Source organism: Pseudomonas saudimassiliensis (genome assembly GCF_000939975.1).
Lineage (GTDB): Bacteria > Pseudomonadota > Gammaproteobacteria > Pseudomonadales > Pseudomonadaceae > Halopseudomonas > Halopseudomonas saudimassiliensis.
The window spans coordinates 3112952-3126805 of the sequence record NZ_LK391969.1 but is presented as its reverse complement, the minus strand read 5'-3'; the positions used below and the strand labels follow the sequence as shown (position 1 = coordinate 3126805).

General features: G+C 59.5%; 13 protein-coding genes and 3 tRNA genes. 3 read left to right on the top strand and 13 right to left on the bottom strand.

The window, feature by feature from the left end:
- Positions 1-184: 184 nt before the first annotated feature.
- The 12 genes from VG99_RS14315 to uvrB all read right to left on the bottom strand — a co-directional run bounded on the left by VG99_RS14315 (position 185) and on the right by uvrB (position 10941).
- Positions 185-967 carry an exodeoxyribonuclease III gene (locus VG99_RS14315; RefSeq protein WP_044501076.1) on the bottom strand — a complete coding sequence of 261 codons (783 nt, stop codon included), beginning with the start codon at positions 965-967 and terminating at the stop codon, positions 185-187.
- A gap of 214 nt (positions 968-1181) precedes the next feature.
- A tRNA-Pro gene (locus VG99_RS14310) sits at positions 1182-1258 on the bottom strand.
- A gap of 82 nt (positions 1259-1340) precedes the next feature.
- Entirely contained in the window at positions 1341-1700 is a 360-nt protein-coding gene (locus VG99_RS14305) for a MerR family transcriptional regulator (RefSeq protein ID WP_044501074.1), read from the bottom strand.
- Positions 1681-1983 carry an integration host factor subunit alpha gene (gene ihfA, locus VG99_RS14300; RefSeq protein ID WP_044501071.1) on the bottom strand — a complete coding sequence of 101 codons (303 nt, stop codon included), beginning with the start codon at positions 1981-1983 and terminating at the stop codon, positions 1681-1683. The genes VG99_RS14305 and ihfA overlap by 20 nt, the downstream gene beginning before the upstream one ends.
- A 6-nt stretch (positions 1984-1989) precedes the next feature.
- On the bottom strand, positions 1990-4371 hold the full coding sequence (gene pheT / locus VG99_RS14295; RefSeq protein WP_044501069.1) for a phenylalanine--tRNA ligase subunit beta: 2382 nt from the start codon (positions 4369-4371) through the stop codon (positions 1990-1992).
- A gap of 39 nt (positions 4372-4410) precedes the next feature.
- The gene (gene pheS / locus VG99_RS14290) at positions 4411-5427 is read right to left on the bottom strand and encodes a phenylalanine--tRNA ligase subunit alpha (RefSeq protein ID WP_044501065.1); all 1017 of its coding nucleotides are present in this window, start codon (positions 5425-5427) and stop codon (positions 4411-4413) included.
- Positions 5428-5531: 104 nt separating this feature from the next.
- Positions 5532-5888 (bottom strand): 50S ribosomal protein L20, encoded by a 357-nt coding sequence (gene rplT / locus VG99_RS14285; protein ID WP_044501062.1) that lies wholly within the window; start codon positions 5886-5888, stop codon positions 5532-5534.
- A gap of 21 nt (positions 5889-5909) precedes the next feature.
- Complete coding sequence (rpmI, locus tag VG99_RS14280; protein ID WP_036992255.1) at positions 5910-6104, bottom strand: 50S ribosomal protein L35; 195 nt, start codon at positions 6102-6104, stop codon at positions 5910-5912.
- Positions 6105-6164: 60 nt separating this feature from the next.
- Complete coding sequence (gene infC / locus VG99_RS14275; protein WP_204216768.1) at positions 6165-6716, bottom strand: translation initiation factor IF-3; 552 nt, start codon at positions 6714-6716, stop codon at positions 6165-6167.
- Positions 6713-8638: a threonine--tRNA ligase gene (gene thrS, locus VG99_RS14270; protein ID WP_044501056.1), complete on the bottom strand. Its 1926-nt coding sequence runs from the start codon at positions 8636-8638 to the stop codon at positions 6713-6715. The genes infC and thrS overlap by 4 nt, the downstream gene beginning before the upstream one ends.
- A gap of 128 nt (positions 8639-8766) precedes the next feature.
- A tRNA-Val gene (locus VG99_RS14265) sits at positions 8767-8843 on the bottom strand.
- Positions 8844-8925: 82 nt separating this feature from the next.
- On the bottom strand, positions 8926-10941 hold the full coding sequence (uvrB, locus tag VG99_RS14260) for an excinuclease ABC subunit UvrB (RefSeq protein ID WP_044501054.1): 2016 nt from the start codon (positions 10939-10941) through the stop codon (positions 8926-8928).
- A 194-nt stretch (positions 10942-11135) separates the two neighbouring features.
- On the opposite strand from uvrB, the gene VG99_RS14255 reads away from it, so the two are divergent.
- Both VG99_RS14255 and VG99_RS14250 read left to right on the top strand, forming a co-directional pair.
- Positions 11136-12341 carry an amino acid aminotransferase gene (locus VG99_RS14255; RefSeq protein WP_044501052.1) on the top strand — a complete coding sequence of 402 codons (1206 nt, stop codon included), beginning with the start codon at positions 11136-11138 and terminating at the stop codon, positions 12339-12341.
- Positions 12342-12423: 82 nt separating this feature from the next.
- Positions 12424-12499: transfer RNA gene (locus VG99_RS14250), tRNA-Asn, on the top strand.
- A 48-nt stretch (positions 12500-12547) separates the two neighbouring features.
- Here the strand turns inward: VG99_RS14250 and VG99_RS14245 are convergent.
- Positions 12548-12865 (bottom strand): hypothetical protein, encoded by a 318-nt coding sequence (locus VG99_RS14245; RefSeq protein ID WP_044501049.1) that lies wholly within the window; start codon positions 12863-12865, stop codon positions 12548-12550.
- A gap of 55 nt (positions 12866-12920) precedes the next feature.
- Between VG99_RS14245 and VG99_RS14240 the strand changes: the two genes are divergently transcribed.
- On the top strand, positions 12921-13808 hold the full coding sequence (locus VG99_RS14240) for a LysR family transcriptional regulator (RefSeq protein ID WP_044501046.1): 888 nt from the start codon (positions 12921-12923) through the stop codon (positions 13806-13808).
- Positions 13809-13854: the final 46 nt, after the last annotated feature.

The window sequence follows — 13854 nt, the reverse complement described above, 5'->3', positions numbered from 1 at the left end:
TGCTTGACAAATCTGCCTGGAACGCTGCTGCTGTTCCGGGCCAGGGAGGCGCATTCTACAGGAGTCAAACCCCTTGTCAACGCCTTCCTGAAAATCCTTTCTCACCGTGAAGAAGCGATCCTGCCAGCCTCTTCAGTGAGCGGCGCATTCTACGCCGTTTCGCTTGGGTGTCAACACCTTGTACTCAAATTGATAACTCAATCCAAGTCGGCGCGTGATCACTGGCTTTTGGTTCATCGCGAACCCAGAGGTCCACTCCCCCACCCACCAGTTGTTTCGAAATCGATGGGCTCAGCAACAGGTGATCTATGCGCAATCCGGAGTTGGTTTGCCAATGCTGGCGGAAATAATCCCAGAAGGTATATACCGGCTTGTCCGGATACAACCGACGTATGGCATCGACCCATCCCTGCTCCAGCAATCGCTGAAAGCACTCCCGACTCTCGGGCTGGAGCAGCGCATCCTTTTTCCAGGAGCGCGTGCTATAGATATCTTCGTCAGTCGGCACCACATTATAGTCGCCAGCAAGCACCACCGGATGCCCCGCCTCCATCAGCGAGCCAGCATGGTCGATCAATTTTTCAAACCAGGCGAGCTTGTAATCAAACTTTGGCCCCGGCTGCGGATTGCCATTGGGCAGATAAAGACAGCCGATCACCACGCCCTGCACCACCGCTTCTATATAGCGACTCTGCTCCGGATGCGGCTCACCAGGCAGTCCGCGCCGACTCAGCAACGGTTCGGCATCCCGGGCTAATATCGCGACGCCGTTCCAACTTTTCTGACCATGCCAAACGGCGCCGTACCCCGCCTCCCTTAGCGCCTCGACAGGAAAGACATCATTCCCCGCTTTCAACTCCTGGAGACACGCCACATCCGGCTGCTCGCGCGCCAGCCACTCGAGCAAGGCTGGGAGACGGGAGCGGATTCCATTGATATTGAAGGTCGCGACTTTGAAGTTAGCCATGCAGCGTCTTCCATCTTGAGCACTCAAGGTTTATGAAAGAAAGGCAGTGGAATAGTTCAGCCCCAAAGCCCAGACCCGCGACCGTGGCTTGATGGCAATGGTGGGCCAGCTCTGCGGAACCAGAGCTTATATACGGCCTGGGGAGAATGCCCGAGTCTCAAACCGCAGGCATAAAAAAACCCAAGCATTTGACTGCTTGGGTTTTGGGGATTTTTGGTCGGGACGGAGTGATTCGAACACTCGACCCCTTGCACCCCATGCAAGTGCGCTACCAGGCTGCGCTACGCCCCGACTATGCTTTGCGGTTCCTGCCAAAGCGGGACGAACTATACATTAACTGACTGAAATGCGAAAGGTTTTTTTCATATTTCCATCAATTCGCCTTGAGCACCTGCAACACCTCCTCCAATTCGACAATCGTTTGGCGAATCAGCTGTTTGTAATGGCTGCCATCGTCCTTCGCCTCGTCGCCGGACAGACGCTGGCGGGCTCCGCCGATGGTAAAACCCTGGTCATACAGAAGAGAGCGAATCTGTCGGATCATCAGTACATCCTGACGCTGATAATAGCGGCGATTGCCGCGACGCTTCACCGGCGATAGCTGGGGAAATTCCTGCTCCCAATAGCGCAGCACGTGCGGCTTGACGGCGCACAGCTCGCTTACCTCACCAATGGTGAAGTAGCGTTTTCCGGGAATGGCCGGCAGTTCATTGTTATGGCTGGGTTCCAGCATAGGCTTCTACTCGCGCCTTGAGTTTCTGACCGGGGCGGAAGGTGACCACGCGCCGGGCCGTGATAGGTATCTCTTCGCCGGTCTTGGGATTGCGACCGGGGCGCTGACGCTTGTCGCGCAGGTCAAAATTGCCGAACCCGGACAATTTGACCTGCTCGTTATTCTCAAGCGCGTTGCGGATCTCTTCAAAAAACAGTTCTACCAGTTCCTTGGCTTCACGCTTGTTGAAGCCGAGTTCCTCGTAGAGACGTTCCGCCATTTCTGCTTTTGTCAGAGCCCCCATAGCATCCTATTTCCGTAGTGTGGCGTTGAACCCCTGCTCCAGCGAGCTGAGCACCTTGTCCATAACTGCGTTGACTTCATCATCAGTAAGAGTGCGCGATGAATGCTGTAAGGTCAAGCCGATCGCCAGGCTTTTGCTAAGGGGATCAATACCTTTCCCTTCATACACGTCAAACAGCCTGAGGTTCTTCAGCGCTTCGCCTGCCTGCTCGCGGATATCTGCGAGCAAATCCCCGGCCGCTACGCTCTTGTCGACCAGGACGGCGATGTCCCGTCGGACTTCAGGGAAACGGGAGAGTTCGCTAAACTGCGGCAACCGCCCTTCGGTGATCTCTGCCAGACTCAGCTCGAATACGAAAACCGGCCCCTGAAGATCCAGCTCGTTGACCAGTTGCGGATGCAGCGCACCCAGCCAGCCGACCAGCTTGCCGTCTCGCGTGATACGAGCGCACTGGCCCGGGTGGAGCGCAGGATGTTCCGCCGGCTCGAAGATAAAGGAGGCCAATGCACCGCCCTGCCCCAACACCGCCTCGACATCACCCTTCACATCATGAAAGTCGAGCTTGTCGTTGCCGTTAGCCCAACCCTCCGGCAGGCGCGTACCACAGGCGACGCCGGACAGCATCGGTTGTTGCAGCAGTTCACCGTCCGCCTGGGGCACAAACCGCAAGCCGCTTTCAAACAGCCGCACCCGCGCCTGCTGGCGGTTCTGGTTGTACTGCACCGCCTTGCTTAAACCCGGCCACAGGGAAGTACGCATGACCGCCATGTCGCTGGAGATGGGGTTAGCCAGTGCCAGGGGCTCGCTTTCAGGATCGAACAGTTTGTTCAGGCCCGGTTCGACGAAGCTGTAGGTGATCGCTTCCTGATAGCCACGGGCGACCAGCAGGCGACGCAGAATGGGCAGCTCGCCTCTGGTTTCGGGCTTGGGGGTGAGGCTCAGCGCCGCGGTCGGCGCGCTGACGGGAAGATGGTTATAGCCATACAGGCGGGCCAGCTCTTCAATCAGGTCGATCTCCAGGGTGATATCGAAGCGATGGCTGGGCACGTCTACCTGCCATTCGCCCGCACCCGTGGCGGCCACCTTCAACTCCAGCCCACGCAAATAAGCTTCGATGTCAGCGGCCGGGATATCCAGGCCGAGCATTTGCGCTACCCGCTCGCTACGCAGGGTGATACTCACCGGCTTGGGCAGGTGCGCAGAGTCGACCGCCTCGATGACCGGCCCCGCTTCACCGCCGACAATATCCAGCAGCAACGCCGTGGCACGTTCCGCCGCTTCGCGCTGCAACTGCCAGTCCACGCCCCGCTCGTAACGGTGCGATGCATCGGTATGCAGTCCATAATTACGCGCCTTGCCAGCGATAGCAATCTGGTCGAAGAAGGCGCTTTCCAGGAACAGGTCCGTGGTGCCTTCACTTACGCCACTATGCTCACCGCCCATGACGCCCGCCATCGCCAGAGGCCGTTCATGGTCGGTAATCACCAGTGTATCGCTGCGCAGAGTGATTTCCTGCCCATCGAGCAATACCAGTTTCTCGCCCTCTCCTGCCATACGGACGCGGATACCGCCACGAATCTGCGCCAGATCGAAGGCATGCAGCGGCTGGCCCAGCTCCAGCATGACGTAGTTGGTGATATCCACCACGGCGTCGATGCTGCGAATATCACTGCGGCGCAGGCGCTCTACCATCCATAGTGGCGTCGGCCGGGACAGGTCGACATTGCGAATGACCCGGCCGATGTAACGCGGACAGGCGGCGGGAGCCAGCAGCTCGACCGCGCGTGTATCGTCGTGGGTTGCCGCAACCGGCTCGATGACCGGCCGGGCAACCGGAGCAGCATAATTGGCGCCCACTTCACGGGCGAGGCCGGCAATCGACAGGCAGTCTCCCCGGTTGGGCGTCAGGTCCACTTCGATAATGGCGTCGTCCAGCCCCAAATACTCGCGCAGGCTCTGACCGGTCGGTGCATCTGCCGGCAGCTCGAACAGGCCGTCGTGATCATCGGACAGCTTCAGTTCCGAGGCCGAGCACAGCATGCCGAAGGATTCGACACCGCGCAGCTTGGCCTTCTTGATCTTGAAGTCATCGCCGAGTACGGCGCCAACCATGGCAAAGGGGATCTTGATCCCGGCACGGGCATTGGGCGCCCCACACACTACCTGGAACTCCTCGCTGCCATTGCTCACGCGGCACACCCGGAGCTTATCGGCATCCGGATGTTGCTCGGCGCTGAGAATCTCGCCCACCACCACACCGCTGAACTCACCGGCGGCCGGCGTTACGCTGTCTACCTCAAGGCCAGCCATGGACAGGCGCGCAACGAGGTCGTCCCGGGAAACCTCAGGGTTCACCCAACTGCGCAGCCACTGTTCACTGAATTTCATGTTCTCTTCCTGCTATCAAAGGGGTTTGCGGTTACGGTGTCAGCGAAACTGGGCAAGGAAGCGCAGATCGTTGTCGAAGAACAGGCGCAGATCGTTCACGCCGTAACGCAGCATGGCCAGACGCTCCACGCCCATGCCAAAGGCAAAGCCCTGAAACTGCTCGGGGTCGATGCCCGAGGAACGGAATACGTTCGGATGCACCATGCCGCACCCCATGACTTCCAGCCAGCCGGTCTGCTTGCATACCCGACAGCCGCAACCGCTACACATCACGCACTGAATATCCACCTCGGCGGACGGTTCCGTGAACGGGAAGAACGAGGGCCGGAAGCGCACCTGCAGGTCCTTCTCGAAGAACACCTGCAGGAACTCGGCGATGGTGCCCTTGAGATCAGCAAAACTGACCTGGCGATCCACCAGCAGCCCCTCGACCTGATGGAACATCGGTGAATGGGTCAGATCCGAGTCGCAGCGATAGACGCGACCAGGGCAGACGATACGAATCGGCGGCTCCTGGCTTTCCATGGTCCGCACCTGTACCGGCGAGGTGTGGGTGCGCAGCAAGGTGTTGGCGTTGAAATAGAAGGTGTCGTGCATCGCCCGGGCCGGATGGTGACCCGGAATATTGAGCGCCTCGAAGTTGTGGTAATCGTCCTCCACCTCGGGGCCTTCCGCCACGGCGTAGCCGATGCGGGAAAAGAATTCTTCAATCCGCTCCATGGTGCGCGTGACGGGATGCAGCCCGCCAGTAACTTGCCCGCGACCCGGCAGGGTGACGTCCACCCGCTCGGCAGCCAGCTTGGCATTCAGCGCCTGGGCTTCCATATCGGTCTTGCGAGCGTTCAGTGCTGTTTGCACCCGCTCCTTGGCCTCGTTGACCATGGCCCCGACCTTGGGCCGCTCCTCGGCAGGGATGTTGCCCAGGGTCTTCATCACCTGGGTAAGCTCGCCCTTCTTGCCAAGATACTGGACGCGAAGCTGCTCCAGCGCATTGACATCAGCCGCCTGCTGCACGGCCTCCAGGGCCTGGGAGACCAGCGCGTCTAGGTTTTCCATTTCACACTCCAGAAACAAAAATAGGGGAAGAGCGATGAGGCTCTTCCCCTATTAATGACGTTGCCAACTGGCGCCGGAGCGCCAGTGATTGTCGTAACGAGGGCTTAAGCCAGGCTAGCCTTTGCTTTTTCGACAATCGCAGTAAACGCCGCTTTTTCGTTCACAGCCAGATCGGCCAGAACCTTACGGTCGATTTCAACGGACGCCTTTTTCAGGCCAGCAATCAGACGGCTGTAGGACAGGCCATTCTGACGAGCACCGGCGTTGATACGGGCAATCCACAGAGCACGAAACTGACGCTTGCGCTGCTTGCGGTCACGATAGGCGTACTGACCTGCCTTGATGACCGCCTGCTTGGCAACCCGGAATACACGCGAGCGCGCACCGTAGTAACCTTTGGCGAGTTTCAGAATCTTCTTGTGACGCTTACGCGCCATTACACCACGCTTAACACGAGCCATTCTTTAAATCCTCAACCTTGATTAACGGAGGCGCAACATGCGTTCAACTTTCTGGACGTCTGCAGCATTGAGCTGAGAAGTACCACGCAGTTGGCGCTTACGCTTGGTGCTCATCTTGGTCAGGATGTGGCTTTTGAAAGCGTGCTTGTGCTTGATGCCACTGCCAGTCACTTTAAAGCGCTTGGCGGCACCGCTCTTGGTTTTCATCTTTGCCATGTTCAGGTACTCCAAATAGAGTGGATAAGATAATCACAAGGCCTGGCGTTGCCCTGGAGATTACTTTTTCTTCTTGGGTGCAAGGACCATCATCAATTGACGACCTTCCATCTTCGGGTGCTGTTCAACGGTGCCGTATTCGGCGAGGTCAGCTTCGACCCGCTTCAACAACTCCATGCCCAGCTCCTGATGGGCCATTTCGCGGCCACGGAATCGCAAGGACACCTTGGCTTTGTCACCCTCGTTGAGGAACTTGATAAGGTTGCGCAGCTTGACCTTATAGTCCCCTTCCTCCGTCCCTGGACGAAACTTGATTTCCTTGATCTGAATGATCTTCTGATTCTTCCGGGCAGCAGCCTGCTGCTTCTTCTTTTCGAAGATGTGCTTGCCGTAATCCATGATTCGGCAAACAGGCGGCTCTGCATCGGGGGAGATTTCAACCAGGTCGAGCTTGGCCTCCTCAGCGGCGGCCATGGCTTCCTGAATGGACACGATACCGATTTGTTCACCTTCGGCGCCGATCAGGCGCACTTCCCGCGCCGTGATGTTCTCGTTGATCGGCGGGCGTTGTGCGGCTCTTTTGTCTTGTCTCATCTCGCGTTTAATCTTTATTGCTCCGAATTCGGGCGGCCTCGTTGTGCGACGGCGCGGGCAAGAAACTCGGAGAACTCGGCAATTGTCATCGTACCCAGATCTTTACCCTCCCGCGTGCGCACGGCCACAGTGTGCGATTCGACTTCCCTATCCCCGATTACCAGCAGGTAGGGTGTCTTGTGCAAAGTATGCTCGCGGATTTTAAAGCCGATCTTCTCGTTTCTCAAGTCCGCAACAGCGCGATAACCCATTTCATTGAGAGATTTCTCGACTTCCTGACAAAAATCGGCTTGATTATCGGTGATATTCAGCACCGCCACCTGGGTGGGCGCCAACCAGGCCGGGAAATCCCCCGCGTAATGTTCGATCAGGATACCGATAAAGCGCTCGAAGGATCCGAGAATCGCGCGGTGCAGCATGACCGGCGTCTTCCGGGCGCCGTCTTCAGCCACGTATTGCGCACCCAGGCGGCCCGGCAGCATGAAGTCCAGCTGCAGAGTACCGCACTGCCAGACGCGACCCAGGCAATCACGCAGGGAAAATTCGATCTTCGGACCGTAGAAAGCGCCCTCACCCGGCTGCAGTTCCCACTTCAAGCCGGCTTCGTCCAGCGCCTCTTCCAGCCCGCGCTCGGCCTGATCCCAGTCGGCATCATCACCCATGCGATCTTCCGGACGAGTGGACAGCTTCAGCTCGACATCATCGAAGCCGAAGTCGCGGTAAACCTGCAGGGTCAGCGCGATAAAGTCAGCTGCTTCGGATTTCACCTGCTCATCGGTACAGAAGATGTGGGCGTCGTCCTGGGTAAAGCCACGTACACGCATCAGACCATGGAGCGAACCGGAGGGTTCGTTGCGATGGCAGGAGCCGAACTCGGCCAGGCGCAGCGGCAGCTCGCGGTAGCTCTTCAGCCCCTGGTTGAACACCTGAATATGGCACGGGCAGTTCATCGGCTTGATCGCGTAGTCACGACTTTCCGACTCGGTGGTGAACATGTTCGACGAATAGTGCTCCCAATGACCGGAGCGCTCCCAGAGTACCCGATCCACTACCTGCGGGGTGCGGATCTCGCGATAACCGGAACCCCGCTGCACCTGGCGCATGTACTGCTCCAGCACCTGATATACGGTCCAGCCGTTCGGGTGCCAGAACACCATGCCCGGGGCTTCTTCCTGGGTATGGAACAGGTTCAGACGCTTGCCGATCTTGCGATGGTCGCGCTTCTCGGCCTCTTCGATACGCTTGATATAGGCCGCCAGCTGCTTCTTGTCCGCCCAGGCGGTGCCATAGATGCGCTGCAGCTGCTCGTTCTTGGCATCACCGCGCCAGTAGGCACCGGAAATACGGGTCAGCTGGAAGGCCTTGAGAAAGCGGGTATTGGGCACGTGCGGGCCGCGGCACATGTCGACATATTCTTCGTGATAGTACAGCCCCATGGCTGTTTCATCGGGCATATCCTCGACCAGGCGCAGCTTGTACTCCTCGCCCCGCTCGGAAAACACCTTGATGACTTCGTCACGCGGCGTCATCTTCTTGATGACGTCGTACTCGGTGGCGATCAGCTCACGCATGCGCTTCTCGATGGCCGCCATATCTTCCGGCGTGAAGCTGCGCTCGTAAGCGATGTCGTAATAGAAGCCTTCATCAATGACCGGACCGATCACCATCTTTGCAGTGGGATACAACTGCTTGACGGCGTGCCCAACCAGGTGGGCGCAGGAATGGCGAATGATTTCGAGCCCTTCTTCATCCTTTGGCGTGATGATCTGCAGCTGGGCATCGCGATCGATGATGTCACAGGCATCAACCAGGCGACCGTCGATCTTGCCCGCCACGGTGGCTTTCGCCAGACCGGCACCGATAGACTGGGCCACCTCGGCAACGCTTACGGGATGATCAAAAGTGCGCTGACTGCCGTCAGGAAGAGTAACGATGGGCATGTGCCGCTCCTCTCAGTGGTGACCGCTACGTAAGGCCACGTGATGGAAATAGCCGGCGAGGCAACGACTGCTGCCCGCTCGGCGCAGAAAGAAAAAAAGCCCGATCACAGGGTGATCGGGCTTTAATTTGGTAGGCACGATTGGATTCGAACCAACGACCCCCACCATGTCAAGGTGGTGCTCTAACCAACTGAGCTACGTGCCTGCGATGGAGGCGAACTATACGGATCACCCCGGAACCCGTCAACCCCTAAGTCACTGAAAAAGTGCAAAATCTCCAGATTCCTTCAGACGTTGACCAGTTGCTTGCGCAGTTGCTGGATATCGTCGCGCAGCTGGGCCGCCGCTTCGAATTCCAGATCCCGGGCATGCTGGTACATCTTCTCTTCCAGCTGCCGAATACGCTTGGTGATTTCCGAGGGTGACCGCAGCTTCTCCACTGCGTACTCCCCTGCATCCTCCGCCGCCTTGAGTTGACGCCGCTTGTTCGAGCGGCTGCCGGGCACCACGGCGCCCTCGAGGATGTCCTGCACGCTTTTTACCACCCCTTTGGGCGTGATGCCATGCTCCAGGTTGAAGGCGATCTGCTTGGTGCGACGCCGTTCGGTTTCGCCGATGGCGCGCTCCATCGAGCCAGTCATCCGGTCCGCATAGAGGATGGCCTTGCCGTTCAGATTTCGGGCAGCGCGGCCGATGGTCTGGATCAGCGAGCGCTCCGAGCGCAGAAAGCCCTCCTTGTCGGCGTCAAGAATGGCCACAAGGGAAACTTCAGGCATATCAAGGCCTTCGCGCAACAAGTTAATACCCACTAGCACATCGAAACCGCCGATACGCAAGTCGCGGATGATTTCCACCCGCTCTACGGTATCGATATCCGAGTGCAGGTAGCGCACCCGCACGCCGTGGTCGGCCAGGTAGTCGGTGAGGTCCTCGGCCATGCGCTTGGTCAGCGTCGTCACCAATACCCGCTCGCCCTGGGCGACCCGCAGGCCGATTTCCGAGAGTAGATCGTCCACCTGTGTCGTCGCCGGACGCACTTCGATGAGCGGGTCCACCAGACCGGTCGGCCGCACTACCTGCTCCACCACCCGCCCGGCGTGAGTTTCTTCATAGGGGCCGGGCGTGGCCGAGACAAAGATCGTCTGGGGCGAGATGGCTTCCCACTCGTCAAAGCGCATGGGGCGGTTATCCAGTGCCGACGGCAACCGGAAGCCATATTCCACCAGCGTCTCCTTGCGTGAGCGGTCACCCTTGTACATGGCGCCGACCTGGGGCACCGAGACGTGGGACTCGTCGATGATCAGCAGGGCGTTCTGCGGCAGATAGTCGAACAGGGTCGGCGGCGCCTCACCCTGTGGCCGGCCGGACAGGTAGCGGGAGTAGTTCTCGATGCCGTTGCAGTATCCCAGCTCCATGATCATTTCCATATCGAAGCGGGTCCGCTGTTCGAGGCGCTGGGCTTCGAGCAGCTTGTTCTGGCTATTGAGCACCGCCAGGCGCTCCTTGAGCTCGACCTTGATTTCCTCTACCGCCTCCAGCAGTTTCTCTCGCGGCGTCACATAATGTGATTTGGGATAAATAGTTACGCGCGGAACCTTACGTAGCACTTCACCTGTTAACGGGTCGAAGAAGCTGATCGTTTCGACCGTTTCGTCGAACAGCTCGATGCGAATGGCTTCCAGGTCGGATTCAGCCGGATACACATCGATGACATCGCCGCGCACCCGGTAGGTCGCTCGAGACAATTCCATATCGTTGCGCGTGTACTGCAGCTCAGCCAACCGACGCAGCATGGTGCGCTGGTCGAGGATGTCGCCCCGGTCGATATGCAACACCATCCGCAGGTAGGACTGGGGATCACCCAGGCCGTAAATCGCCGATACCGTGGCGACAATGATTGCGTCCGGCCGCTCCATCAGCGCCTTGGTGGCGGATAGCCGCATCTGCTCGATGTGGTCGTTGATCGAGGCGTCCTTCTCGATAAAGGTGTCCGAGGCCGGTACGTAGGCCTCGGGCTGGTAGTAGTCGTAATAGGAGACAAAATATTCCACCGCGTTGTTCGGAAAGAACTCGCGAAACTCGCCGTACAACTGGGCGGCCAGGGTCTTGTTCGGCGCCATGATGATCGCCGGGCGCTGGACCCGCTGGATAACGTTGGCGATGGTAAAGGTCTTCCCTGAACCGGTAACCCCAAGCAGCGTCTGGTGGGACAGGCCGGCTTCCAGACCTTCCACCAGTTGCTCGATGGCAACTGGCTGGTCTCCGGCGGGTTGGAAACGGGTTTGCAGTTTGAACTGGGTCATGAGTCGACGGCACCGCGAATGGACAGACAGCCCTCATCATAGCATTGCTCGGCCCGGCGTCCGGTTCCGGCGGCATTTACTCGCCGCACCCCGGAGGGCAGACTCGCGCCGCGCGCCGGTCTCTGTTTATAATAGTCGGCCGCCCGCGGCACAGCCCGACACTTACATTCACCTGTTTCGAGTCTGCCCATATCATGAGTCTGTTTTCCCCCGTTGAAATGGCGCCACGCGATCCCATCCTTGGCTTGAACGAAGCCTTCAATGCCGATCCGCGTACCGCAAAAGTCAATCTGGGCGTTGGCGTCTATTACGACGAAAACGGCAAGGTTCCTCTGCTGCGCGCCGTTCAGGCAGCAGAAGACGCCCGCGTTGCCGAGCGCGCGGCGCGCACCTATCTGCCCATGGAAGGCCTGGCACCCTATGATCTGGCAGTGCAGAAGCTGCTGCTGGGCGCCGAGTCCGCGCTGCTGTCATCCGGCCGCCTGGTCACCGCGCAATCACTGGGCGGCACCGGTGCCCTCAAGCTGGGTGCGGACTTCCTCTACCGCCAGGCCGGCAAGCGCCTCGTAGCGATCAGCGATCCTAGCTGGGAGAACCACCGCTCGCTGTTCGAGACCGCGGGCTATGAGGTGGTGACCTACCCCTATTACGATCCGGCCACCCACGGGCTGAATCTGCAGGGCATGCTAAAGGGCATCGAAGCCCTGCCCGAAGGCAGCGTAGTGCTACTGCACGCCTGCTGCCACAACCCGACCGGCGTCGATCTGGATGCGCAGCAGTGGCAGCAGGTGATCGAGGTCGTGCGCAAGCGCAACCATGTGCCTTTCCTGGACATCGCCTACCAGGGTTTTGGCGATAATCTCGAAGACGATGCCTTCGCGGTGCGCCTGTTCGCCGAGGCGGGCCTGCCGTGCCTGATCGCTAGCTCCTTCTCCAAGTCCTTCTCGCTCTACGGCGAACGTGTCGGCGCCCTGACCCTGATCACCGAGACGCCTGAGGAAGGCGAGCGGGTCCTGTCCCAGCTCAAGCGGGTCATTCGCACCAACTATTCCAATCCGCCAACCCACGGCGCCAAGGTCGTTGCCGAGGTACTGAACAACGCCGAGCTGTACGCCATGTGGGTTGAAGAATTGGCGGAGATGCGGGTACGCATCAAGCAGATGCGCCAGGCCCTGGCAGAAAAGCTGCGCGCCGCTGGCGTGACCCAGGATGTCAGCTTCATCGAACAGCAGCGCGGGATGTTCTCCTACTCCGGCCTGAGCCGTCAGCAGGTAGCCCGACTGGCCGAAGAGTTTGCCATCTATGCCGTTGGCAGCGGTCGCATCTGCGTCGCGGCGCTCAACCAGAAGAATATCGATCTGGTCGCCGATGCCATGGCCAAGGTCATGCTCGAGGCGTGAGCTGGAACCTGCGCACACTTATTGAAAAGCGGTTCAAGGTATTGACTTGGATGAATTTTTTGGTAAAGTGCGCGCTATCCGATCCGCGATAGCTCAGTCGGTAGAGCAAATGACTGTTAATCATTGGGTCCCAGGTTCGAGTCCTGGTCGCGGAGCCAATATCGAGAAACCCGGCTATTGCCGGGTTTTTTGTGCCTGGAAGAAAGTCATTCGGGCGCGCAATCAATATTCACCCGAACGCGAATGATCTGCCGGGTAAACTCATGGGTCACTACCACCTCCTCCCCCGGCGCCAGGCGCAACCGTCTGGGCAGCGGCCGCTCCGGCCCGTTGACGAAGGTAGCCGCGCAGCGCAACGGCACCTGCGCATGGCTGGTCAGCTTGACCGCAGCGATATTGCTCAGATCGGTAGTGGTCGCCGACACCTCGGCAGCGCCGGGCTCCAGATGAATATCGATAGGGAACGGCGCCGCGAGTGCGGGCCCGGCCAGGGCTATCCCGACAGACAGTAAAAGTTGGTACATTGCACCCTCGGATCGGCAGTTCGGATCACTTAACGATAGGCCAGAGGCTCCCCCGATGAAAGCACCACGCGTCACCCTGGACCAATGGCGCACCCTGCAGGCCGTCGTCGACCATGGCGGCTTCGCCCAGGCGGCCGAGGCACTGCATCGTTCGCAGTCGTCGGTCAGTTACACCGTAGCCCGTATGCAGGAGCAGTTGGGCGTGCCGCTGCTGGAAATTGCCGGGCGCAAGGCGGTTCTGACCGAAGCAGGCGCCGCGCTGCTGCGTCGCTCCCGTCAGTTGGTCAAGGAAGCCAGCCAACTGGAAGAGCTGGCCTGGAACATGGACCAGGGCTGGGAGGCCGAGGTGCAGCTGGTCGTCGATGCCGCCTACCCTACCGAGCGATTGGCCCGCGCACTCCGGGCCTTCATCCCGGAAAGCAAGGGTTGCCGCGTGCAGCTTCGCGAAGAGGTGCTCTCAGGCGTGGAGGAATATTTGCATGACGGCACCGCCGACCTGGCGATTTCCGGCATCACCATTGCCGGCTACCTGCCCCAGCAACTCGACGACATCGAGTTCGTCGCCGTAGCGCACCCCGACCATCCGCTGCATCAGCTCAGCCGGGCATTGACCCACCATGACCTGCAGTCCCATCTGCAGGTGGTCATCCGGGATTCCGGGCGGCGCCAGCCCCGGGACGCAGGCTGGCTGGGCGCCGAACAGCGCTGGACGGTCACCAACCTGAACACCGCCACCAAGCTAGTCATGTGCGGGCTGGGCTTTGCCTGGCTTCCCGAGCACGAGATCGCGGAACGGTTGACCCGGGGCACCCTCAAGGCGCTGCCGCTGGCCCAGGGCGCCCGGCGCGCCGCCAACATGTTTCTCTATGCCAACAAGGACAAGCCCCTGGGCCCTGCAACCCAGATCCTGGCCGACCTTATCGTCGAGCACTCCCAGCGCTGATGCGCGTGCCACGACGGCGTTGTGCCCGCCCGCGGTTGTGCTTACA

Coding starts and splice junctions, on each gene's coding strand:
- VG99_RS14255 (WP_044501052.1), top strand. CDS start 11,136: ATGAGTCTGTTTTCCCCCGTTGAAATGGCGCCACGCGATCCCATCCTT.
- pheT (WP_044501069.1), bottom strand. CDS start 4,371: ATGAAATTCAGTGAACAGTGGCTGCGCAGTTGGGTGAACCCTGAGGTT.
- VG99_RS14305 (WP_044501074.1), bottom strand. CDS start 1,700: ATGCTGGAACCCAGCCATAACAATGAACTGCCGGCCATTCCCGGAAAA.
- rpmI (WP_036992255.1), bottom strand. CDS start 6,104: ATGGCAAAGATGAAAACCAAGAGCGGTGCCGCCAAGCGCTTTAAAGTG.
- rplT (WP_044501062.1), bottom strand. CDS start 5,888: ATGGCTCGTGTTAAGCGTGGTGTAATGGCGCGTAAGCGTCACAAGAAG.
- ihfA (WP_044501071.1), bottom strand. CDS start 1,983: ATGGGGGCTCTGACAAAAGCAGAAATGGCGGAACGTCTCTACGAGGAA.
- VG99_RS14245 (WP_044501049.1), bottom strand. CDS start 12,865: ATGTACCAACTTTTACTGTCTGTCGGGATAGCCCTGGCCGGGCCCGCA.
- VG99_RS14240 (WP_044501046.1), top strand. CDS start 12,921: ATGAAAGCACCACGCGTCACCCTGGACCAATGGCGCACCCTGCAGGCC.
- thrS (WP_044501056.1), bottom strand. CDS start 8,638: ATGCCCATCGTTACTCTTCCTGACGGCAGTCAGCGCACTTTTGATCAT.
- uvrB (WP_044501054.1), bottom strand. CDS start 10,941: ATGACCCAGTTCAAACTGCAAACCCGTTTCCAACCCGCCGGAGACCAG.
- VG99_RS14315 (WP_044501076.1), bottom strand. CDS start 967: ATGGCTAACTTCAAAGTCGCGACCTTCAATATCAATGGAATCCGCTCC.
- pheS (WP_044501065.1), bottom strand. CDS start 5,427: ATGGAAAACCTAGACGCGCTGGTCTCCCAGGCCCTGGAGGCCGTGCAG.